Annotated in this window: 20 protein-coding genes; 10 read left to right on the forward strand and 10 right to left on the reverse strand. The window is 59.6% G+C overall.

The features are described from left to right. Positions 1-410 precede the first annotated feature (410 nt). The 5 genes from ACWKWM_RS21540 to ACWKWM_RS21560 form a co-directional block, all read right to left on the reverse strand. The gene (locus ACWKWM_RS21540) at positions 411-1220 is read right to left on the reverse strand and encodes an amidohydrolase family protein (RefSeq protein WP_483848086.1); all 810 of its coding nucleotides are present in this window, start codon (positions 1218-1220) and stop codon (positions 411-413) included. 18 nt (positions 1221-1238) lie between these two features. Continuing rightward, on the reverse strand, positions 1239-2243 hold the full coding sequence (locus ACWKWM_RS21545; RefSeq protein WP_483848087.1) for an NAD(P)-dependent oxidoreductase: 1005 nt from the start codon (positions 2241-2243) through the stop codon (positions 1239-1241). Between the two features lie 3 nt (positions 2244-2246). Continuing rightward, a complete protein-coding gene (locus ACWKWM_RS21550; protein WP_483848088.1) occupies positions 2247-3299 on the reverse strand; it encodes a LacI family DNA-binding transcriptional regulator in 1053 nt (350 codons plus the stop codon). A gap of 7 nt (positions 3300-3306) precedes the next feature. Next, positions 3307-5250 (reverse strand): TRAP transporter large permease, encoded by a 1944-nt coding sequence (locus ACWKWM_RS21555; protein WP_483848089.1) that lies wholly within the window; start codon positions 5248-5250, stop codon positions 3307-3309. Positions 5251-5456: 206 nt separating this feature from the next. Next, positions 5457-6473, reverse strand: coding sequence for a TRAP transporter substrate-binding protein (locus tag ACWKWM_RS21560; RefSeq protein ID WP_483848090.1), 1017 nt, complete (start codon positions 6471-6473; stop codon positions 5457-5459). A gap of 224 nt (positions 6474-6697) precedes the next feature. Between ACWKWM_RS21560 and ACWKWM_RS21565 the strand changes: the two genes are divergently transcribed. From ACWKWM_RS21565 to ACWKWM_RS21595, 7 genes are all read left to right on the forward strand, one after another. Continuing rightward, positions 6698-7804 carry a Gfo/Idh/MocA family protein gene (locus tag ACWKWM_RS21565; protein ID WP_483848091.1) on the forward strand — a complete coding sequence of 369 codons (1107 nt, stop codon included), beginning with the start codon at positions 6698-6700 and terminating at the stop codon, positions 7802-7804. 288 nt (positions 7805-8092) lie between these two features. Next, positions 8093-9676, forward strand: coding sequence for an aldehyde dehydrogenase (NADP(+)) (locus ACWKWM_RS21570; protein ID WP_483848092.1), 1584 nt, complete (start codon positions 8093-8095; stop codon positions 9674-9676). Positions 9677-10081: 405 nt separating this feature from the next. Then, positions 10082-10714 (forward strand): paraquat-inducible protein A, encoded by a 633-nt coding sequence (locus ACWKWM_RS21575; RefSeq protein ID WP_483848093.1) that lies wholly within the window; start codon positions 10082-10084, stop codon positions 10712-10714. Beyond that, positions 10711-11325 (forward strand): paraquat-inducible protein A, encoded by a 615-nt coding sequence (locus ACWKWM_RS21580; RefSeq protein WP_483848094.1) that lies wholly within the window; start codon positions 10711-10713, stop codon positions 11323-11325. The genes ACWKWM_RS21575 and ACWKWM_RS21580 overlap by 4 nt, the downstream gene beginning before the upstream one ends. Next, positions 11318-13003, forward strand: a complete 1686-nt coding sequence (locus ACWKWM_RS21585) for a PqiB family protein (protein ID WP_483848095.1) — start codon at positions 11318-11320, stop codon at positions 13001-13003. Before ACWKWM_RS21580 ends, ACWKWM_RS21585 begins: the two co-directional genes overlap by 8 nt. Continuing rightward, complete coding sequence (locus tag ACWKWM_RS21590; RefSeq protein ID WP_483848096.1) at positions 13000-13620, forward strand: PqiC family protein; 621 nt, start codon at positions 13000-13002, stop codon at positions 13618-13620. Before ACWKWM_RS21585 ends, ACWKWM_RS21590 begins: the two co-directional genes overlap by 4 nt. 323 nt (positions 13621-13943) lie before the next feature. After that, positions 13944-14420 (forward strand): helix-turn-helix domain-containing protein, encoded by a 477-nt coding sequence (locus ACWKWM_RS21595; RefSeq protein WP_483848097.1) that lies wholly within the window; start codon positions 13944-13946, stop codon positions 14418-14420. A gap of 347 nt (positions 14421-14767) precedes the next feature. On the opposite strand, the gene araH is transcribed toward ACWKWM_RS21595, so the two are convergent. The 5 genes from araH to ACWKWM_RS21620 all read right to left on the reverse strand — a co-directional run bounded on the left by araH (position 14768) and on the right by ACWKWM_RS21620 (position 20274). Further along, complete coding sequence (gene araH, locus ACWKWM_RS21600) at positions 14768-15733, reverse strand: L-arabinose ABC transporter permease AraH (protein ID WP_483848098.1); 966 nt, start codon at positions 15731-15733, stop codon at positions 14768-14770. Positions 15734-15772: 39 nt separating this feature from the next. Beyond that, on the reverse strand, positions 15773-17314 hold the full coding sequence (araG, locus tag ACWKWM_RS21605) for an L-arabinose ABC transporter ATP-binding protein AraG (RefSeq protein WP_483848099.1): 1542 nt from the start codon (positions 17312-17314) through the stop codon (positions 15773-15775). Between the two features lie 106 nt (positions 17315-17420). Beyond that, entirely contained in the window at positions 17421-18425 is a 1005-nt protein-coding gene (locus ACWKWM_RS21610) for a substrate-binding domain-containing protein (RefSeq protein ID WP_483848100.1), read from the reverse strand. Between the two features lie 177 nt (positions 18426-18602). Beyond that, positions 18603-19481 (reverse strand): SMP-30/gluconolactonase/LRE family protein, encoded by an 879-nt coding sequence (locus ACWKWM_RS21615; protein WP_483848101.1) that lies wholly within the window; start codon positions 19479-19481, stop codon positions 18603-18605. Between the two features lie 91 nt (positions 19482-19572). Next, on the reverse strand, positions 19573-20274 hold the full coding sequence (locus tag ACWKWM_RS21620) for a FadR/GntR family transcriptional regulator (protein ID WP_483848102.1): 702 nt from the start codon (positions 20272-20274) through the stop codon (positions 19573-19575). 364 nt (positions 20275-20638) lie between these two features. On the opposite strand from ACWKWM_RS21620, the gene ACWKWM_RS21625 reads away from it, so the two are divergent. From ACWKWM_RS21625 to ACWKWM_RS21635, 3 genes are all read left to right on the forward strand, one after another. Next, on the forward strand, positions 20639-21784 hold the full coding sequence (locus tag ACWKWM_RS21625; RefSeq protein ID WP_483848103.1) for an aldose epimerase family protein: 1146 nt from the start codon (positions 20639-20641) through the stop codon (positions 21782-21784). Positions 21785-22049: 265 nt separating this feature from the next. Further along, positions 22050-22274, forward strand: coding sequence for a DUF6555 family protein (locus ACWKWM_RS21630; RefSeq protein ID WP_483838572.1), 225 nt, complete (start codon positions 22050-22052; stop codon positions 22272-22274). Between the two features lie 364 nt (positions 22275-22638). Further along, a complete protein-coding gene (locus ACWKWM_RS21635) occupies positions 22639-23583 on the forward strand; it encodes an ABC transporter substrate-binding protein (protein WP_483848104.1) in 945 nt (314 codons plus the stop codon). Positions 23584-23625 lie beyond the last annotated feature (42 nt).

Genomic DNA, 23625 nt, shown 5'->3' on the forward strand with positions numbered 1-23625 from the left:
TGACGCAACATCCGTGGGAGCGGACCTGTCCGCGAATAGGCTGGTACATCCGCCACATCTCTATCGTCTGCACCACCGCGTTCGCGAACAGGTTCGCTCCCACACTGGATGTCACACGCCGCTGGATTGTGGTCTGACCCAACATCCGTGGGAGCGGACCTGTCCGCGAATAGGCCGGTACATCCGCCACATCTCTATCGTCTGAAATACCGCGTTCGCGAACAGGTTCGCTCCCACACTGGATGTCACACGCCGCTGGATTGCGGTGTGACGCAACATCCGTGGGAGCGGACCTGTCCGCGAATAGGCTGGTACATCCGCCACATCTCTATCGTCTGCACCACCGCGTTCGCGAACAGGTTCGCTCCCACGTGGTGTAGGAGGCAGGGGTCAGTCGACAGGTATGGCTATCAGGCAAAACCATACAACTCAGCCGGGTTGCTCACCAGAATCTGTTCGCGCACCTTTTCACTCGGCGCCCAGTGATTCAAAAGCTCCAGCATCGCGCCATCGTCGGGCTTGGGATCGCGGCCCGGATGCGGCCAGTTGCTGGCCCACAAACACCGGGCCGGATGAGCGGCGATCAATGCTGTTGCCAGCGCGCTGACATCGTCGTAATGAGGCGCGCCCACTTTTGAGGTTTCGTAAGGCGCGGACACTTTCACCCACGTCTTGCCGCCGTCGAGCAAACGCAGCAACGCCACAAATCCTGCATGCTCGGTGCCCACTGGCTCAAGAAACTTGCCCGTGTGATCGATGCTCAGCTTGCTCGGCAATGCCCGCAGTCGCGCTTCGTGTTCGGCCAGTTCCCGCCCGTCCAATTGCAGATTGATCACCCAGCCAAGCTCGGCAATCTTCGCCGACAATGGCTCCAGCGCGTCCCAACCCAGCGCCCCGCCAGCACCTGCGATTATCATGAAACGCACGCCGCGCACCCCGGCCTCGTGCAGCTTGAGAATTTCGCTGAACGGTGTTTCTGCCTTGATCACTGCAATCCCACGGGCGCTGTCGCCCGCTTGCTGCAAGCCATCGAGCAGGCAGGCATTGTCGAAACCGTAACCGTTCGGCTGTACCAGCACCGCGCGCCCAAGTCCGAGCTTTTGCTGCACGCTCTGGTAGTCACGCCAAGTCGCCGCGGGCACGGGCGACGGGATCGGGAAACGCTCCGGCTCATACAGATGAACGTGGCAATCGGTTGCTTTGGAAGTGGTCGTGTTCATCGATGCAGTGACTCCTGATTATTGTTGTGGGAAGCCAAAGGCCTGTTGCGCGGCAAAGGCCTGTTGCAGATTCACCGCGCCTTGGGGCACCGCGCCGTTGAGCAACGCGCGCACCTGTCGCACGGTGTCCATCGCCTGGTGTTCACTGGCCTGAGGCGTCAAGCCACCGATGTGCGGACTGGCAATCACCTTCGGATGCGCCGCCAGCCAAACGCTGGGCATCTGGTCCGTGGCGCGGCCGACGTCCAGCGCACAGCCGGCGATCTGTTGCTGATCCAGCGCCGCCAGCAGCGCCTGCTCGTCCACCAGTTCGCCGCGCGATGCGTTGATGAAGAACGCATCCGCGCGCATGTGGGCAAACGCCTCAGCGCCAAACAGATTGGCGGTGTCCGGCAGGGCCGGCGCCAGACACACCACGTAATCGGACTGACTGACAACCTGCTCGAACGACACCTGCTCAATGCCCTCCTCGGCCACCGCCACATGGGGATCACTGACCAGCACACGCATTTGCAACAACCGCGCAATCTGCGCCAGGCGCTGACCGATGAACCCGTAGCCGACCAGCCCGAGTGTCGCGCCACGCAACTCGCGGCCCATCAATACCTCGGGGGTTTTGCCCTGCCAGTAATCGGCAGCCGCGCGGCTGACTCCCCGCGCCAGATCAATCATCACGCCGATCACCCATTCGCTGACCGAGGTATCGAAACCCGGCGTCGCACGGGTCACCAGCACGCCATGGCGACTGGCAGCCTCGACATCGATGTTGCGAATATCCACCGCCACCCGGCAAATCGCGCGCAAGTCTGGCAGCCGCTCGAACAGCTCGGCAGGCGCTGCGGCTTCGCGGCTGGCAACGATGATCTTGCAACCACTGGCGCGCTCGACGAATTCGTCCAGCGACAGCAGCGCAGACGAGTCGTTGAGCCGCACATTGCCAAACGCCTGCAACTGCGCCAACGGCCTGGCCGCGTAGTAATTGCCGCGCACCTGAGGGCCGTGGGTGAGAAAAATATCGGTCATGGGCTAACCCCTTCTGTCGTCGGCGGGCCGGGCCACGGAATGCCGGGCAACCAACGTCGGTTGAAACACCAGATTGACTGCCGGTAAATCCGGCTGCCGCGAGCGCTCCACGGCGCGCTGGACCATGGCGTCGGCCATTTCAGTCAGGGGCATCGCCATCGAGGTCAGACTCGGATTGGTGAACGCGGCAATCGACAGGCCGTCCATGCCCACCACGGAAATATCGTCAGGCACCCGCAGGCCCGCTTGGTGCAAACCCGACATCAGGCCCATGGCGAGCATGTCGTTGACCGTGACGATGCCGGTGGGCATGGGTTTCATCCTGGCAATGCGCCCGGCCATGGCAAACCCCAGATCGGCGAGCTCCGAGTCGCCGAAGGTTTCGGCGACAGGGCCTTCTATAACCTCGGCGCTGCCCAGTAATCCGGCCTCGGTGGCGCGTTCCAGAAAGCCCGCGATCTTGCTGCTGCGGCTGACGGTCTTGCCGCTGGGCACCAAAAACGCCAGGCGCCGATGGCCATGGGCGATCAAGTGATCTGCGGCGATGTAGCCAGCCTGAAAGTTGTCGGGGGACACGTGAACGACCTTGGAATCCGCGCCCGACGTGGTCTGGCGGTCGTAACTGACCACCGCCAAACCGCGCTCGACCGCCGCTTCCAGGTGGCGCTCGTCGTCCATCGACGAGACCACGATCACCGAGCGCACGCCAAAGGACAGCAAGTCATCGAACATCCCGGCCTCCTGGCGTTTGTCCCGGTGCGTATTGCCCAGCAGCAAGCGGTAACCGAATTGCGCCTGAGCAGCGGCCTCGATTTTCAGCGCAATCTGCCCGTACATCGGGTTGGCGGTGGACGGCACCAGAAGCCCGAGCATCGGCGTGTGACCGGTCTTGAGCTGCCGCGCCACACGATTGGGGCGGTAGTTGAGCTTGAGAATCGCCGCCTCGACTCGGGCGAACGTGTCGGCGCTGAGCTTCTCGGTGCGCTGATTGAGCACATTCGAAACCGAGCTGACCGAGACGCCCGCCAAAGCGGCTACATCATGAATCGTTGCCATGTTTGCCTTAACCCATATTGAAGGTGCGCGGCAGCCATAGAGAAATCGATGGCACCAGAACAATCAGAATCAGCATCACCACCAGCAGGCAGAGGTATTTGATCATCCGCCGCGAGACATCTTCGACGCGGGTGCCGGTCATCGCGCAGGTGGCGAACAGGCCCAGGCCGAAGGGTGGAGAAAACAATCCCAGGCCCATCGCGATCACCGCGACGGTACCAAAGTGCAGCGGATTGACGCCGACTTGAACGGCAATAGGTACCAGCAGCGGGCCGAAGATGATCAGCGCCGGCGCACCTTCGAGCACAGCGCCAAACACAATCATGATCAGCACCGAAGCCAGCAGGAACGCTACCGGGCCATAGTTGTGCGCCAGCGCCAGCATGAAGTCGGAGATGATCGATGGAATCTGCAGGATGGTCAGGGTGAACGCCACGCTGGACGCTGCCGCAATGATGAACAGAATCCCCGCCGCCATCGACGCCGAGCGAATGAACAGTCTGGCGATGGCCCTGGGCGTCAGCTCCCGGAACGTCACGCCACCGACCAACAGGGCATAGACCACGGCGAAGGCCGACACTTCAGTTGAAGTGGCAACCCCGGACGTCACGCCCTTGCCGATCATCGCCACCATGATCAACGCCACCAGCGCCCCGCCGAGCAAACGCAGCAACGGCGTGCGTTTGGGAAAGGCCACGTCAGGATCGACCTTGCGCCCGAAGATCACCGCCAGCGTCGCCAGGCCCATGGCCAACACCACGGCTGGGACGATCCCGGCAAGGAACAGCCCTCCGATGGAAATATTGGCGACAAAGCCCATGATGATCATGTTGATGCACGGCGGAATGGTTTCGGCCATCACGCCTGATGCCGCGAGGACGGCGGCTGTTTCGGCCGGGTCCTGCTTGGTGCGGCGCACGGCCGGGACGACGATGCCGCCCACCGCTGCAATGTCCGCCAGCTTGGAGCCCGACACGCCCGAGAAGAAGGCGGTCGCCAGAATCGCGATCAGGTTCATCGAGCCGCGCACCCGACCGAACACCCGCACCAGCAGTTCGATCAGGCGCGAGGACATGCCGTTGACTTCCATCACCAGCCCGGCCAGCACGAAGAACGGAATCGCCAGCAGCACGAAGTGATCCATCCCCGCCATGACTTGCTGGGAGTAGATCACCATCGGCAGCGTCGGATCGCCCATGAAATACAGCAGCGCGCACATCGCCAGAACGAATGCGATAGGCACGCCGACCAGCAGTCCGCCGATGAATCCGCCCAGCAGCAGAGTCCAGGGCTGCAAGGCCCAGGCTTCGAACTGACTGTTCCAGCCATAAATGGCGGCAGCGAACAGCAGGCAACCGGCCAGGGTCAGCCAGGTGATACGTGTCGCGCCGTTGATGGCGTTGGCGATGCCGACCACGGTCATCAGCAGCGCACCGACGAACACCGGCAGCACGTTCAGCCATTGCGGCAAGCCCATGGGCGTGGCGACGTTGACCGAGTCTTCCAGCAGCAGCCAGGAAGAAAATGCCAATCCCGCTGCCGTGCCTGCCACCAGCCAGCCGCCGATCTGGTGCGCCGCCTGTTGCCACGCCGTCGGCAGCAACGCGCGGAAAAAATCCACGTGCACATGCTGTTTGCGAGCCAGCACCGTGGCGCCGCCGAGGAACACCAGCATGACCATCAGCCCCCGCGCCACCTCCTCCGCCCAATCTACCGGGTGGTGCACGAAATAACGCAGGATCACCGAGACGAAGACCACCAGAACGTCGACGGCCAGCACCAGCGCGCACAAGCGTTCGATGAAAGTGCACAGCGTCGCCAGCAAGCGTCCGGCAGCAGGTTGTGCGTTGAATCCCCACTCCTTGACCGCGATCACCGGCCCTGCGGCTTGCTCGGGATGTTCGTGAAGCTGTTGATCAGCGGCAGCGAGCACGCTGGTGGAGGAAGTCATGAGGGTTCTCTCTTATGCAACGAGGGACAAATCGCCGATTGCAAAAACGATAAATCTCCGTGGGAGCTGACCTGTCCGCGAATGCAAGGTGCCAGGCGACGCAGGTCTATCGGCCTTAAGGGCCTATTCGCGGACAGGTCCGCTCCCACAGGATTTATGTTTGCTGCGCCACCCAATGGCGTCGCGGCGACATGAGCGAACACGGCTCACACCCGCGCTGCATCGATGGCCGCCAACACCGGCGCCATCGACGGGTTGGTCTGGGTGAACGGCACCCACAGCTTGTCGCGCATCAGCGTGCGCACGCTGGCGCGCTCGGCCTCGGCCATCGGGTACAGGGTCATGCCGCCCTTGGCCAATGTGGCGATGGCTTCGGCACCTTTTACCGCAGCAGCGGCACGCTGATGAATGCTCGCCTCTTTCGCCGCTTCCAGAAACGCAGGCTGCAAATCCGCCGGGATCTTCGCCAGTCCGCGCTTGCCCACCACTGCAATACACGGGCTGAACAAATGGTTGGTCTGCCAGCTGTTGCGCACCACTTCGTCGAGCTTGTTGGCCAGCACACTGGCCGCATCGTGCTCGAAGCCCTCGACCACGCCGGTCTGCACCGCGGTGTACACCTCGTTGAAAGCAATGGGGGTCGGAATCGCACCCATCAGCTTGAAGGTCTCGATGAACGCCTGGGTTGGCAGCACCCGCAACTTGACGTTTTTGATCGCTTCCAGATCCTTGATCGGCGGCTTGGTGTAGACGCTACGCGCACTGAAATGCGAGCCCCAGCCGACGATGGTGCAACCGGCGCGCTCTTGCAGCAGCTTGTTGTAGGTCTCGCCGACGCCACTGTCGACGGCACGGGCGACGTGGTCGTAGTTGTCGAACAGGAAGCCCAGATCAAGTAGCGCCAGCTCCGGCAGCGCCGTGGCCCAGATCGAGCTGCCGGTGACCATCATGTCGACGGAGCCCAGTCGCACTTGCTGGACCACGTCGGCTTCCTTGCCCAGCTGACCGTTGGGAAAGAAATCGATGCGAATTTTATCGCCCACCGACTGCTTGAGGTTTTCGGCCAGGCGTTGATAGAACAGGTAATGCGCTGAGTTTTCGTCCGAGGTCATGGTCGACGACAGACGCAGCACCGGCGTGGCGGCGCGGGCGAAGGTAGGCAGGGAAAGCGCGGCTGCACTGATGGCGGCAGACTGCACGAAACGACGTCGAGTCAGGGGCATGTGGGTTTCTCGCTTGTTGTTATTGTTGTGTAGACGCATCGAGTAAACGTTTTAAAGGACTTAGTAAAACGTTTTACTAAATCGTTTTACAAAATATAGCCAAGGGCGCCGAATTGGCAATAGCAAATGTCTGAATGGTGATTTTTTGATTGAACTAACCGCGCGCTGGCCTGCCGATTAATCAGGCGCTGGACATACCGTCCGCTGAAAAAGGAGGCTTATACATGCCCGATTCAAACGGCAAAATCCGTTACGCAGTGGTCGCTGGCGGCTGGATTTCCCAAGGCGCGTTCATGCCTGGGCTGGAGCAGACCGACAACTCGGTGATGACCGCTCTGGTGACCGGCGATCCGGTTAAAGCCGACAAGCTGGCCGAGCTGTACGACCTCAAGAGCTACCACTACAACGAGTTCGACACATTGCTTAAATCTGGCGAGATTGACGCGATCTACCTCGCCACGCCCAATTTCCGTCATCGCGAATTCGCAGTCCCGGCCCTTGAAGCCGGCATCCATGTGTTGCTGGAAAAACCCATGGCCGCCAGCGAAGAAGACTGCCTGGCGATTGCCGAAGCTGCAGAAAAATCCGGCGCGAAACTGATGGTGGCTTACCGTCTGCACTTCGAGCCCGGGACCGTGGAGATGGTGCAACGGGTGCGGGCTGGCGACCTGGGGGACTTGCGTCTGTTCACCGCGACCTTCGCCCAGACCACCGACCCGGCCAATCACCGGATGCAGAGCGGTTTCGATGCAGGCCCGGTCGCCGATATGGGCCCCTACCCGATCAACGCCGTGCGCAACCTGTTCGCTGCCGAACCGATTGAAGTGCACGCCGTCGGGATCAAGACGCCGGATCGTGAAATCAACACCTTCGACACGGTCAATGTGACCTTGCGTTTTGCCGAAGAGCGTCTGGCGACTTTTACCGTGAGCTACAGTCTGCCCAGCACGGAGCGCTTCCAATTGATTGGCACCAAGGGTGAGTTCGAGGCGTCGCCTTGCTTTGGTTTCGGTGAGGGCGTGGCGATCAGCTATCGGGCGATCATCGACGGCAAGACGACTGAGCATGAGCACCCGGTAGTGGATCAGTTTGGCGGCGAGACGCAGTACTTTTCTGATTGCATCCTGCAAAACCGTGAGCCGGAGCCCGATGGCGACGAAGGCTGGCGTGACGTGCGCGTGGTTCAGGCCATCGAGCGCGCACTGACTACCGGGCAGCCGCAGAAGCTTGATCCGCTGCCAGACCGTCCAGGCATCAACTCGGAACAAGCCCGACGACTGCCGTTGGCGAAGGTGCCGGAGTACATCAATACCGATGAGCCGAATGCTTAATCAGGCACCACTATCTTGTAGGAGCTGACGAGCAACGCGAGGCTGCGATTGCGGTGTATCAGACAAATAGCATCGCAGCCTTCGGCAGCTCCTACAAAAGCGAACAAGCGCTACACGTCGCTCAACCTTGCAGCCAAAAAAATGCAGTTGTATGATGACTGTCAACATCACTCCAGCGCTGGACTCAATGCAGCGCGGCGCTTACCTTAGATTCGTTCACATTCAGCCCGACACGGCTGACAGCATTCGTTCAGAACCGATCCAGTCAAACAACAACAGGAGAAGCAGATGCCTACCGTTCTCGGCCAGAACTTCATCGCTGGCGCCCGTAGCGCCCTCGGCGAACCCCAGCACAAAAGCCTCGACGCCACCACTGGCGAGGCGCTGCCTTACAGCTTTTATCAAGCCACCGACGCAGAAATCGACTCTGCTGCCCTCGCGGCGAAAGAAGCATTCCCTGAATACCGTCAGCTGAGCCCTGCTCGCCGTGCTGAATTCCTTGAAGCCATCGCCGACGAGCTAGACGCTCTGGGCGATGATTTCGTTGCCGTCGTTTGCCAGGAAACCGCGCTGCCGGCCGGTCGTATCCAGGGCGAACGCGGTCGCACCAGCGGCCAGATGCGCCTGTTCGCAAAAGTCTTGCGTCGCGGCGACTTCCTCGGCGCGCGCATCGACTTGGCGCTACCGGACCGCAAACCCCTGCCACGCGTTGACCTGCGTCAATACCGCATTGGCGTCGGCCCGGTTGCCGTGTTCGGCGCCAGCAACTTCCCGTTGGCCTTTTCCACTGCTGGCGGCGACACCGCGTCGGCCCTCGCTGCCGGTTGCCCGGTCGTGTTCAAGGCCCACAGCGGTCACATGGCCACTGCTGATTTGGTCGGCACCGCCATCATCCGCGCCGCCGAGAAAACCGGCATGCCAAAAGGCGTGTTCAACATGATCTTCGGCAGCGGCGTCGGCGAAGGCCTGGTCAAGCACCCGGCGATTCAAGCCGTAGGCTTCACCGGTTCGCTGCACGGCGGCGACGCCCTGTGCAAGATGGCCGCCGAGCGTCCACAGCCGATCCCGGTGTTCGCCGAAATGTCGAGCATCAACCCGGTAGTCCTGCTGCCAGGCGCACTGACTGCACGCGGCGCTACTGTTGCCGGCGAACTCGCTGCTTCGGTGGTCATGGGTGCCGGTCAGTTCTGCACCAACCCAGGCGTGGTGATTGGTATTCGCTCCCCTGCCCTGACCGCGTTCACCGAACAGTTGACCGAGCACATGGGCGGTCAGGCGCCGCAAACCATGCTCAACGCGGGTGGTCTGCGCAGCTACAGCAAAGGTGTGCAAACGCTGCTGGCCCACCCGGGTGTGACGCACCTGGCCGGCAAGCCACAAGAAGGCAAACAAGCTCAAGCCCAGCTGTTCAAGGCTGACGTAAGCTTGCTGCTGAACGGCGACCCACTGCTGCAAGAAGAAGTCTTCGGCCCGGCAACCCTGCTGATCGAAGTGGCTGACGACGCCGAGCTGAAAAAAGCCTTGCAAGCACTGCGCGGCCAGTTGACCGCCACGCTGATCGGCGAAACTGCCGACCTGCAGAAGTATCAGTGGCTGGTTCCAGTGCTGGAAGAAAAAGTCGGCCGCATCCTGGTCAACGGCTACCCGACCGGTGTTGAAGTGTGCGAAGCCATGGTCCATGGCGGTCCGTACCCTGCAACCTCCGATTCGCGCGGCACGTCGGTGGGCACGCTGGCCATTGATCGCTTCCTGCGTCCGGTCTGCTACCAGAACTACCCGGACAGCTTGCTGCCGGCCGCGCTGCAAAACGCTAACCCGCTGGGCCTCAAGCGCCTGGTGAACAGCGAGTGGAGCAGCGACGTCATCGCTTGATGACCCGCTGACTCACTGATCCACAAGACGGCGCGGCCTGCGAAGGGTCGCGCCGTTTTTGGTTCCAAAGACATGCACGACCAGGTTAACGATCAGATGTTTGGGAGCTCTGGAAATAGGCCTGTTCGGCGTTGCAGCGGTTTCACTGTCGTGACGATGTGGCCAAACTTGAATACTGTCGAATTGATGGCGAACCTGATGCTGGCACTGTGGTCAATTTGTCATCTCCAGTAAGCCGTCGACGTAGATGAACCCATTCACAACCTCCGTCAGTCCCGTAACAGCCACGATAAAAGGCGAGCCAGAAACCCGACTCCGGGGTATCTTTGCCTACCCTTCTACACGTGCCGCCTTCATGGCCCATTCACCGTGCACTCTTTTCATCCATCTATGACCACGGCGCCGATGACCGACAACTTGCAACCTGCCGAAAATCCCGCTCAGTGGATCATTTGCGAACATTGCGATTCGCTGTACGAGGCGGTTCCCCTGAAAAAGGGTGAATCGGCCTACTGCGTGCGCTGCCGCGCGATACTCGATCGCGGCCCGCGCATGAGCATCGAGCAGTTGCTGGCCCTGAGCATCGCCGCTGGCATCATGTTCATCTTCGCCAACGTATTCCCGGTCATCAGCATCAGCCTGCAGGGTCTGCATAACGAGGTGACGCTCTGGGGTTCGGTACAGGCGCTGGCCCAAGGGCGTATCACGTTGATTGCGCTGGTCGCAGGCCTTGCAATCATCTTCGCGCCGGCGCTGCAGATCGTATTGCTCTTCTGGGTGTTGGTGCATGCAAAACGCGGCGAAATCGCCCCCGGTTTCAAAAGCTGCATGCGCGCTCTCGAACACCTGCGGCCCTGGAGCATGCTGGAGGTTTGCCTGCTGGGGATTCTGGTGGCGATCGTTAAGCTGGCGGGCATGCTGGATGTGCACCCCGGCGCCGGTTTGTGGGCGATGGCGATGCTGATGGTGTTGATCGTACTGATCGCCGGCAAAGACATTCGGCGACTTTGGGACGACCTGGGAGTAGGCCCGACATGAACGGCATTCCTTTCGCCCATGAACACAATGTCACCTTGTGCCACGTCTGCGGGTACGTATGCCCGGAGCAGACCCACGAATGCCCCCGCTGTGAATCCGCCGTGCATCGTCGCAAACCCAACAGTCTGACGCGCACCTGGGCGTTTCTGCTGGCGGGCCTGATTTTTTATATTCCGGCCAACCTGTTGCCGGTGATGCTCACGAATTTGTTCGGCAGCAGCAGCGAAAACACCATCATGAGCGGCGTCATCGAATTCGCCGAAGGCGGTTCGTGGGACATCGCGATCCTGATCTTCATCGCCAGCGTCGTGGTGCCCTGCATCAAGTTTCTGGTGCTGGGCATGTTGCTGATCACCTGTCAGCGCCGCAGCACGTGGGCCATGCGCGAACGCTCGCGCCTCTATCGATTCATCGAGCTGATCGGCTATTGGTCGATGCTGGATGTGTTAGTCGTCGCCCTGGTGGCGGCACTTGTGCAGTTTCGCGGGCTCAGCACCATAGAGCCGCGCCTGGGCATTCTGTTTTTTGGTTTGGTGGTAGTGATGACGATGCTCGCCGCCATGAGTTTTGATCCCCGGCTCATCTGGGACGCAGAGGTTGATGATGTCTGATAACGCCCTTCCCCCGTCTTCGTCTACGCCGACGCGGCCCGACGTGAAAGCCCGCAAGGCGAAAATTTCCCTGGTGTGGCTGGTGCCCATCGTTGCGGGTCTGATCGGCTTGTCCATGGTGGTCCATGACTTCCTGAATGTCGGCCCAAAGATCACCGTCAGCTTTCTGACCGCCGAAGGGCTGGAAGCCAAGAAAACCCAGGTCAAATACAAGAATGTGGTCATTGGTGTCGTCACCGACATCAACCTGAGCGATGACCGCACCCACGTCCTGGCCACGATCGAGCTGAACAATTCGGCGACGCCGTTTACCAGTGCCGATACCCAGTACTGGGTGGTTCGTCCACGGATTGGCGCCGGTGGGGTGTCTGGCGTAGACACGCTGCTGTCCGGGGCCTTCATCGGTGCCGATGCAGGCAATTCCGGAGAGACCAAGAAAGACTTTACCGGCCTGGAAACCCCGCCGCCTGTGACGTTCGGTGAGCGCGGCAAACGCTTCAAGCTGCACACCGATGATCTTGGCTCGCTGGACGTGGGTTCGCCGGTGTATTTCCGTCGCATCCAGGTCGGTCAGGTAGTGGCCTACGAGTTGGCCAAAGACGGAAAAGGCGTGGACATCGAAATCTTCATCACTTCGCCCAACGACCAGTACGTGCTCACCGATTCGCGCTTCTGGAATGCCAGCGGCGTTGACGTCACCCTCGGCGCTTCGGGCCTGAAGGTTTCGACCCAGTCGCTGACGTCGATCGTGTCCGGCGGCGTCGCGTTCCGCGAACCTAAATACAGCCCGGATGCAAAACCGGCCGAGGCCAACGCCACGTTCCAGATTTTCGACGATCAGGCCACCGCCCTGGCGCCGCCTGACGGTGAGCCGAAATATATCCGCATGCGTTTCAACCAGTCCCTGCGCGGGTTGGTGGTCAACGCGCCGGTGGATTTTTTGGGCGTGAACGTCGGCCGCGTGGTCTCGGTGGATCTGGATTACGACGCCAAGACAGGTACTTTCCCCGGCATCGTCGGCGCGGTGATCTATCCGCAACGACTGGGCGCTGCCAACGAAAAACTCAAGGAAACGGCGGGCGCCGGCACCGAAGAAGAGCAGACCACTCGCATTCTCGCAGGCTTCGTCGCCCACGGACTTCGCGCCCAGGTGCGCACGGGCAACCTGCTCACAGGTCAGCTTTACGTGGCGATGGACTTCGATCCAAAGGCACCGAAGCTTGCCAACTACGACGCCAAGGCACGGCCATTGGAAATCCCCACAGTGGCGGGCAGTTTCGACAAGTTGCAGGAGCAGTTGCAGGCCTTTGTCGACAAACTCGGCAAGCTGCCGATCGACGAACTGGTGGGCAATCTCAATGGCAGCTTGAGCGAACTGCAGAAAACCATGAAAGCGGTCAACAGCGACGTGATCCCGCAAATGCGCGGTACTTTGCAGCAGGCTCAGAAAACCCTGGGTACCGCCAACGATACGCTATCGGAAAACTCCCCGGCTCGGGTCCAGTTGGGCCAGGCCATGGACGAAGTGCAACGCACGGCGCGTTCGGTGCGTGTGCTGACTGACTTCCTCAGCCGTCATCCTGAATCGTTGATTCGCGGCCGCGCCGGTGACGCCGCTCCCAAGTCCTACAAGGGCTCGTCCCCTTCCCGTCAAATCGATCTGGAGCCTCAGCAATGATGTTGCGTACTCATCTTCTGGTTCTGGCGACCGCGCTGAGCCTCGCCGCGTGCAGCACAACCCCGACGCATTACTACACGCTGATAGCACCCGCGACATCAGCCCCCGCCCCGGCCACGCAATCGCCGTTTCAGTTCGAGATGCTGCCGGTGCTGATGCCGGTGCAGGTGGATCAGCCACCCTTGGTGATACGTCAGGGCAACGGCAGTCTCGCGATTCTGGAAAACGAGCGCTGGGGCGCGCCGCTGGGGGACGAGTTTCACGATGCCCTGACCGGTCAACTGGAACGGCGTTTTGGCATGCGGGATCTGGCCGGATTGCCCAAACAGGCCGATGTGCCAGTACTCTCGCTACGCACGGACGTGCGTCGGTTCGAATCGATACTGGATCAGTACGCGTTGATTGATGTGGTCTGGAATCTGAGCCTTTCCGGTAATGGTGCCAAACGCCAGAACCTGACCTGCAGCAGTGTCATTCGCCAGCCCGCAGGCCTTGGCATGGAAAACCTGGTGTTAGCTCACCAGCAGGCTGTCGCGACACTGGCCGACACCCTCGCCAAGACTGCCAATGACTGGGCGCGCCAAGGCGGCGCACGTTGCCCGATTTCGCCGCGTTAACTCCCTTCATTCTGACGGGCTGGAGTTCTATTCAGCCCGTGTTCCGCTCTTCCGGAGGCAGAGTCTATCGCTGCTGGATAGATTCCCGGAGCCGAAACTGATCAACCATCCGTACGGATGAGTCATACGATCGTTTAAGAAAACTCCTACAACTTTAATCTAAATACGTTCAAACTAATTTGATGCCATACGTATGTTTTTGCGGTTAAAAGGGTACAAATGAGTGAAACCGCGAGTCTGACTCGTGACTACGACGCCAAATTTTTCGATCCACTCTGAGCTGTCGTGGCATTGGTACCAAGCATCTGACAGGGAGAACTACAATGACAAGGATTGGCGAACGGTTGCGCGAAGAGCGTAACCGGCTCAGGCTTTCTCAGAGCGCTATGGGCACAATCGGCGGAGTGGAGACCAACGCTCAGGGTAACTACGAAAGCGGAAGCCGCTCCCCCAAAGCGTCGTATCTGGAGAAAATTGCCACCGCCGGGGTGGACATCAATTACGTGGTAACAGGCTTTCGAACTGCCCGTCTCACCTCCTCTTGTCGCACTGAAGCCTATGCAGGCTTAGCGGGTGATCCCACAATGGGCGAACACCTGACCAAGGTCACCCATCAGTTGCATCGTAATCTCCACGGGATCATCGATGCGCTTTACCAAATGACAGTGCTCGTTGACTCGCGACTCGGTACACGAGATGGCGACGAAATCCGCGGCGCGCTGGACACCATCAAACTGGAAGCCGAATCCCTTGCCGCAGCCACCGTGCGGCTGGTAACCGTTACCGCGAAACTTGCCTGATACCCCGCGTGCGCAGGCTCACCTAAAGCCTGCGCCACCGCAAAGCCGCTTCTGCCCGGAGGGCGTAGGAGCAATGGGAGGTAACGACGGTCGCGATGGGCCGCGCAGCGGACCCAAAACCTTACAACGCGCGGTATCAGGCAAACCGAGGCGTCAGCTTCGCGGGCAAGCCTCGCTCCAACGAGACCATCGGGTGCTACTCTGGCTTCTGCCCGGAGGGCGTTGGAGCAATCGGAGGTAACGACGGTCGCGATGGGCCGGGGTCGCTTCCGACTGCGCAGCGGCCAAAACACCGACCATCCTGCGCAATCCCACGGCCAAATTGCACATCATCGCGACCTTCAGACCTAGCGCCGCTTCATCCGGTCAATGATCACCGCCAGCAACAGGATCGTGCCGCGAATCACGTATTGGTAGAAGGTGTCGATGTTCTTCAGGTTCATCGCGTTTTCGATGATGGCGAGGATCAACACCCCGGCGATCACGTGCCGGATCATGCCAATCCCGCCGCTGAGCGAAACACCGCCCAGCACGCAGGCCGAAATCACGGTCAGTTCAAAGCCCTGCCCAATCATCGGTTGACCGGAGGTCATGCGCGAGGCCAGCACCACACCCGCCAGCGCACCAATCAGCCCGTGTACGGCGAAGATGATGATCTTGGTGCGATCAACGTGAACGCCGGCCAGCAACGCAGCTTCCTGATTGCCGCCGATAGCCATGGTGTTGCGTCCGTAGGTGGTGTAATTGAGCAGCCAGCCAAAGAAAATGAAGCACAACAAAGTGATGACGATCGGCACTGGCACGCCCCAGAGTTGGCCGTTACCGAAGACGAAGAAGTCCTCGTTGCCCACGCCCACCGCCTTGCCGCTGGAGAAGATGTAAGCCAGCCCCCGAACGATCTGCATCGTCGCCAGCGTCGCGATCAGCGCATTAATGCGCAACTTGGCGATCACGATGCCATTGATCAAGCCCACCACCAGACCCAACGCCAACGCAGCGGAAACACCCAAAAACACGCTGTCGGTGTCGCGAATCACGATCCCGGCGATCACCCCCGAGCAGGCCAATACCGAGCCCACTGACAAGTCGAAATGCCCGGACGCCAGACAGAACAACATGGTGCAGGCGGCAATACCGACCGTAGAAATCGCCAGACCCAAGCCGCGCATGTTCAGCGGCGACATGAAGTTATCGATCAGCAGCGCGCACAGCACGAAGATGCCCAGTGCGGCCAGCAGCATGGCCCAGTCGTCGAGAAAACGACGCATATTCATGCCTTGGCGGGGAGCCGTCAGGCTGGATTCGGTTGACATACGCACCTCATTTTTATTTTTCACGTCGTTTAGCCAGTGTCAGCCGCGGGTGCGCGGCAGTGCCAGTTGCAGCAGGCGGGATTCGTTCGCTTCGTCGCGAGACAGCTCGCCAGTAATGGCGCCTTCGCTCATGACCAGAATCCGGTCGGAAATGCCCATGACTTCCATCAAGTCACTGGACACCACAATCACCGCAATGCCGTCGCTCGCCAGGTTATGAATGATCTGATAAATCTCGGATTTGGCACCGATATCGATGCCACGAGTCGGTTCATCGAGCAGCAGCACTTTCATCGGCATCGACAACCAGCGACCCAAAATCGCCTTCTGCTGGTTGCCGCCCGAAAGAAACAGCATCTGCTGATCGGCCGATGGCGTTTTCACGTTCATCGATCGGATCTGCGTTTGCGCGTTGTCCTTTTCCCAGCGTCCTTGAATCAGGCAGCCGAGGCTGACGTGCCGAGGCCGAGCGCCGATGTTGATGTTCTCCGCCACGCTGGACAGTGGCACGATGCCCTCTTTTTTACGGTCTTCGGGGCACAGCAGAATGCCGGCGGAAATGGCATCTCGCGGGGACTTCATGTTCAGCGGCTTGCCTTCCAGCTGCAACGTGCCGGCCTGGCTGCGAGTCAGCCCCGAGAGCATACGAAACAGCTCGGTACGCCCAGCGCCAACCAGCCCGAAGAAGCCCAGCACTTCGCCCTTCTCCACTGCGAAACTCACGGGCTCCTGCAACCCAGGCCCCAGCAGTCCGGTGACTCGCAGGCTTGGCCCCGGATGCTGACGGGGACGATAGTTGTAGATGTCCTGAATGTCGCGGCCGACCATGCAGGTCACCAGCCGGTCATGGTCCAGCTCGGCCATGTCCTCGAAGGTGCGCACGAAACGCCCGTCCTTGAACACGGTGACGGCGTCGCACACCCGGAAAATTTCTTCCATGCGATGGGACACGTACAGAATCACTCGTCCTTCATCGCGCAGCTTGACGATGATCGCCATCAAGCGATCGATCTCTCGCGCCGACAAGCTGCTGGTCGGTTCGTCGAAGGCAATCACATGGGCGTTGCGCGACATGGCTTTGGCTATTTCCACCAACTGGCGCTGACCGAGGGACAGATCACCCAGTCGTGTATTGGGATCGATTTCGTCGGCCAGGCCTTTGAGCAGCTCTCGAGCTCGCCGCACCATTGCCCGGCGATTGACCATGCCCCATCGATTAGGCATGTGGCCGAGCAACAGGTTTTCGGCGACGGTCATTTCCGGCACCAGTTGCAGCTCCTGGTGAATCACCGCAATGCCCGCTGCAATGCTGTCGGCAGTGGACTTGAAGATGTAGGTTTTGTCGCCGACTTGCAGGTCGCCGCTGTTGGGCTGGTACGAGCCACCGAGGATTTTCAGCAACGTGGACTTACCCGCGCCGTTCTCCCCCATCAGCGCGTGAACGCTGCCGGGCCGTGCTTCAAAACTGATGTCGGCGAGCGCTTTGACGCCGGGGAAGGTTTTGCCAATCCCGTTAAAGCGCAGGCTCCCGCCGATCGATGAAACCAGTTGCGCTGGTGTGTTGTGAACAGATTGCTGCATGGAACCTCCTCCTCGCTCTGCCATCACCGACAGAGCGAGGCCTTGCAAATGTCAGCCCGAATATTTCAGGCGTCTGGACTCATAAACCGCAGAACTGTCGCCAGCCTTATCTCCACAGACCGATTTTGGTCAGTTCTTTCTGGAAGTTGGCGCGCGTGATCAGGGTCACGTCGTCCATCGCGGTGTATTTCGCCGGTTCCTTGCCGGTGGTTACCCACTCGTACATTTGCAGGGCGGTGTTGTAGCCCTCTTTGTCCGGGCTTGGCAGCATCGAGCCGAAGAAGCCGCTTTCTTTCTTCTTCAGTTCGTCGATAGCGTCAGTGCCATTGATGCCGATGCCGATCACATTCGCAGGCTTGAAGCCAGCGCCCGCCGTTGCACGTACGCCGCCGAGCACGGTGTTGTCGTTCATGCCGCCGACGATCAGGTTCTTCGCCGCAGCTGGCAGCTTAGGCAACGCAGCGTTGGTGGAGTCCATGCTGCCTGGGACGTCGAGGGTTTTCTGAGGGGTGAAGAGGATGTGGTCTTCGGGCAGACCGGCTTTTTTCAGCGCATCCACCGAGCCGTCGGTGCGCTTCTTGCCAGTGTCCAGCTCGTTGTAGGTATTGATGATCGCGTAGGTTTCTTTCCAGTCCCAATTGCGGTTTTTGGCTTCCTTGGCCATCTCTTCGCCCTGTTTCTGGCCAACTTCGAACGCGGCCATGCCCAGGTACGGGACGTCTTCCATGAACTTGCCTTTGGCATCGACAAACCGGTCATCGACGGCCATGACTTTCATGTCGTTGGCTTTTGCTTTGGCCACGATGGAGGGGCCAAGGGAAACATCAGGCGGGCAGATGACAAAACCCTTGGCGCCGTTGGCGGCCAGGCTGTCGATTGCGGAGAGGGTTTTTTCGCCGTCGGGCACGGCAATCTTGATCACTTCAAAACCGTGCTCTTGTCCGGCTTTTTCAGCGAAGGCCCATTCCGTCTGGAACCAGGGCTCTTCAGCCTGCTTGACCAGGAAGCCGATTTTGACTTTATCGGCGGCAGGGGCAACACCACTCATGCCCAGAATGGCAGTGGCAACGGCGGCACAGCACAGGGAACGAATCCCGTGGCGACTCAACATAGCTAACTCCTTATTTTTATTGAATAGCTACAGCGTCCAGCAGTTAGGGTCGTGACGACCGGCTGACTGGAAAAAGTGAGCGGTCGATCGACTGAGAACAGTCATATCATAATATCAATGGAGCGAATGTAACCGAGTGTCACGCCCGCTCCCGCTTGCCGTGACACACTTCAATACTCAGCCTGCGAAGCGCTGAGAGGGCAAACCCTTGGTGCCCAATTCGACGGCCAGAACAGCGCCGTCCAGATCCCGGGCGCCGCTGGAAGGTCGGGCACTGGTGATGTAAAGCGTGGACATCTGTGGCCCGCCGAACACGCAGCTGGTGGGATGGCTGACCGGCACCTCCATCACCCGATCGACACTGCCGTCGGGTGCGAAACGAATAATGCAGTGGCCGCCCCAGCGGGCATTCCAGACATAACCTTCAGCATCCATGGCCGAGCCATCCGGATCGCCACGCTCATGTTTTCCGGCCCAGACCGTACGCTCGCCAAGGGCACCGTCGGCCTGCAGCGGATAGCGATAAATCACGCCGTCCAGGCTGTCCGCCGTCAGCACCGCCTCATCGTTTTCGGTCCAGAGCAGCGTGTTGACGATCCCCTGATCGCTGAGCAAATGGCGCACCCGCGCCTCGCCATCGACGGTAAATAAACCACCGGAACGGCGCTCCACCGGCAAGTCGCCGCCTTGGGCATCGAGGTTGTTTTGCATGCTGCCCAGCCACAACCGCCCTCGCCCATCGCAACGCGCTTCGTTGGCACGGTTGCCCGGCACGGGGTCGGCGACGCAGAACAAGGTCAATGCGGGATGCTCGGCGGGGGAAGACAGGTCCAGGCGGTAAACCCCGCTGGCCAGGGTGACCAAGGCATCGCCTTTAGCAGTGGGGATAAAAGCTGAGACCGGCTCGTTGAATTGCCAGTGGCACAGCTGGCCCTGATGCAGGCGCAAGGCCCGGAAACCGGCGATATCTACCCAGTGCAACGCTTGATTAGTGTCGTCCCAGAATGGACCTTCGGCCAGTTTGAAACGCTGATCGGTGACAGCTTGCCACTTCATCAAAATCGTCCTGTTCTTATTGTTGTTGATGTTTCTCTGCCCCGACCGTCAGCGGCCAGTGGCTTGCGCGTCAATTCAGACGCGTTCGTTGCTATGCGTTCCGCTGCGCGAAGGAGCGGGAAATCACCTCGTCCGCGTTTTCGATCAGACTCATGCAGGCCCACACACCTCTGGCCGGATCCCGTGTGGCGATGGCGTCCGCCAATTCCTTGTGCAGCGGCAACGTGCGACCCAACTCGCCCGGCACGGCCGATGACACTTCAAAGGAAATGGCCAATAGCGCACCCAGCGCCGGCAACATCTGCTCAATGAACTGGTTGTGACTGGCCGCCAGCACCGCTTCGTGAAAACACTGGTCGGCGTGGTTGTAATCGCCCAGGTCCGTCACGCTGGCCTCAAGCAGCCGATACGCCGCTTGAATCTCGGCAATCTGCTGCGCACTGGCCCTTTCACAAGCCCAACGCACGGCCATCGGTTCGATGGCCCGGCGCAGGTCCAGCAAGTCCTTCACGAAACTGTGGGACAGACCTTTGTCTGCCAGCCAGCCCACAACCTGCGGGTCAAACAGATTCCAGCTGCGCACTGGCAGCACCCGCGTGCCAACCTTTGGCCCCACCTCCAGCATGCCCTTGGCAACCAGGGTTTTAATGGCCTCCCTGATGACCGTGCGGCTCACACCAAACTCTTCACCCAACGCCGCTTCGACCTTCAAGGATTGTCCCGGCAAGACACTGCCCTGAACGATCCAGGCACCCAGCCGGTCGACTGTCGAGGCGTGAAAACTACTGCTCATGGCTCAGCCCCCGTGCGCGGTTCATTCCGCGATTTGAGGCTAATCATCACATGATTGGCTGTCAAACGGGCTGTACAGCGTGTGAATCGTGGGCTACACCTGTCTGGCTACCCGTCAAGCGTAGGCACAGCTAAATAGTATTACAATTTAATTTTATTGGAAGCGGATTTGATCTATAAATCCAAAAGCAGGGCTAACCTCTTGGAATTAGTATGACCAATTGCAGGTATGCCCTGTAAGAGCGAATTCATTCGCGAGACGTCATCCCTGACCGTACCGGACCCGGCTCGCGAATAAATTCGCTCCTATAGATTCACGCAGCTCCATAGCAGCCCCAATAACAACAACAGAAAGGAAGGTACTGATGCGCAATAAACTTATCCCCGGAATCGGACTGTCGCTGATGATTGCAGCCCTTCATGCAAATGCCGCCGCTGGGTTGACCAGCGAACACGCAGCCTTCGGCAAATTGCCGGACGGCACCGCCATCGAGAAATACACCCTGCGCAACAGCCTCGGCATGCAGGCCACGATCCTGACCTACGGCGGCACGCTGCAATCGCTGCTGGTGCCGGACAAGCATGGCAAGACCGAAGACGTGGTGCTGGGCTTCGACGACATCGACGGTTATCTCAAGGGCACGTCGTATTTCGGCGCGACCATCGGCCGTTTCGGCAATCGTCTGGCGGACGGCAAATTCTCCCTGGACGGCAAAAGCTATCAGGTGCCGCAGAACGACAAGACCAATTCGCTACACGGCGGCACGCAAGGTTTCGACAAGCGAGTCTGGAAAGCCGAAAGCGTGAAAGACAAGAACTCGGTAGGCGTCAAACTCAGCTATGTGTCGGTCGACGGGGAGATGGGCTTCCCCGGCACGCTGAAAACCGAGGTCACTTACAGCCTCAATGAGAAGAACGAGCTGCGCATTCAGTACCACGCCACCACCGACAAGCCGACCGTGCTGAACCTGACCAACCACAGCTATTTCAACCTGGCAGGCGCTGGCAATGGTGACGTCCTCGATCAAGTGGCGACCGTGCATGCGACCCACTACACGCCAGTCAACGCCAAGTTGATCCCGACCGGCGAGTTGGCTCCAGTGGCCGGGACGCCGATGGACTTCCTCAAGCCCGTCGCATTCGGCAAGCGCATTCGTGAAGACAACGCGCAACTCAAATTCGCCGAGCCCAAAGAAGGCGGCTACGACTTCAACTGGGTGCTGGACACCAAAGGCAGCGTGAGCAAACTGGCTGCAGATATCAGCGATCCGAAGTCCGGGCGCCGCCTGCAGTTGTTCACCACCGAACCTGGCGTGCAGCTTTACACCGGCAACTTTCTGGATGGCACGGTCAAAGGCAAGGCCGGCAAGATCTATCCGCACTGGGGAGCGTTCACCCTGGAGACTCAGCACTACCCGGACGCCCCCAATCAGCCGAACTTTCCATCGACACGCCTGGACCCCGGAAAAGCCTACACCCAGACGGTCGTGTTCAAGTTCCTCGACAAGTAAGTTTGCACTCCAAAAAAAGACGCCCAGCCTGGGCGTTTTTTTTTCGTATTTTCAAACGCCGCGGGCGACGCCGATGGTCGGCCCAACCTCTTGTTTGAATGGTCGGTACAGGGTGTCTACATCCATTCGCGAAGTTTTTGACGCGATCTGAAATTGCCGTTGTACCACTTGTAACCATTTGGTGATCAAAGAGTTATTTCGAGGGAATTTTCCAAACGCCCATGACTCAGAAAATTGACAGCGTTTGATAGGGAGGTCTCCGAACGTGGGACAGTACAAGCATTACCGCATCGATTATTTACTGCACGGAAAATACAAAAGTTTTTACATCAGCGCTGCCAATATGGACAACGCTGAAGCGTGGCATTGGGCGTCGGTGGATGCAGGTTTCGGCCAGATCCCCAAGTACCGGTCAGACCGGGTACCCAAAGTCAGCAAACCGAAAGCCGAGCAGCTAGGCCTCACTGATGTTGAGTGGGCTGAATCCTGATAACTCGAGTTTTTAGTGGGGGGAGGTGACGCAATCGTCATTTCCCCCTTTTTTTTGAGCCCGACATCGTTGCACAACTGTTGATTGCGCAACAGCGCACAGACAGTTCGAGCGTTAACAACACACCCTGCTGACTCCAGCGTCATTTTCCCGCCTTGGCAACTGGTCCGCTCCCACGAGGCCAACATCATCCTTGGGGATGTGGAAAAGCCTAGAGGGCCCAACCAGCGCGGGTGCAAAATCTACACCCCACCTCACATTGGCATGCCCCCTGCAAACGATCTCTTACGCCGCGTCCCTGCGCAGCGCCTTCCTTTATTCGTCGGCACCACCCACACCTGACCGGCGCCCTTGAGATATCGCAATGAATCTGCGCCGTTTACTCAGTTTCGGTCTGGCTTCGATCGCCCTCACTACCCCGTTTGCCCACGCCGCGACACCGCTCACATTGGTGGTGGGGGATCAGAATTATTACAACGTTCGTGCATCCGTCGAGGCCTCCGGTGTGCTCAAGGATGCGCCGTACACCGTCGACTGGAAGCACTTTCAATCCGCTGCCCCAGTGGCCGAAGGTCTTGAAGCCGGCGCGCTCGACCTGGGGTTTCTCGGCGACTCGGGCTTTATCTTTCTTGCGGCCAAAGGGGCGGCAGTCAAGTTGATTGGCGTCTCGCGGCAGAACCCGGACACCATCGCGCTCCTGGTGCCCAAAGATTCCTCAGCCAGGACCATCGAAGACCTCAAAGGTAAAAAGGTTGCCTACTGGCCCGGCGCATGGAGCCAGCAATTGACCTTGCGCGCCCTGGAGAAAGCCGGTCTGCCCAAGGACTACGTCGAGTTCGTCAAACTGATGCCCATTGACGCTGCCGCCGCGTTGCCCCAAGGCAGCATCGACGCCTTTCCGGTATGGGAACCCTATATCTCTCAGCAGCAGGTGTTTTCCGGCGCTCGCCCGATCATCACCGCGCGGGGGTTGATGCCGGGCTTGTCGAGCATCGCGGCCAACGCCAATGCCATCGAACCCAAACGCGCGGCCATCGCCGATTTTCTCGGCCGTCTGAGGAAAGCCCGTGCCTGGGTCCAAGCCAACAAAGAAACCTACGCCGACCTATGGGCCAAGAAAGCCAACCTGGATCAGGCGGTATCACGGCACTGGATTGGCCAGGCAGACATGAGCGTCGGTCCGGTAGATGCGAATGCCGCGGCGGACTATCAGAGCACCGCAGATTTCCTCGTGCAAACCGGCGCATTGCCCAAAACGTTTGACACCAAAACGGTGATCGATACCTCGTTCAGCAGTGCCTTCGATTGAGTGCCCTTAGAACGATTGATTTGGCCGATGTCACTAATAGCA

The organism is Pseudomonas rosaeacicularis (genome assembly GCF_057128745.1).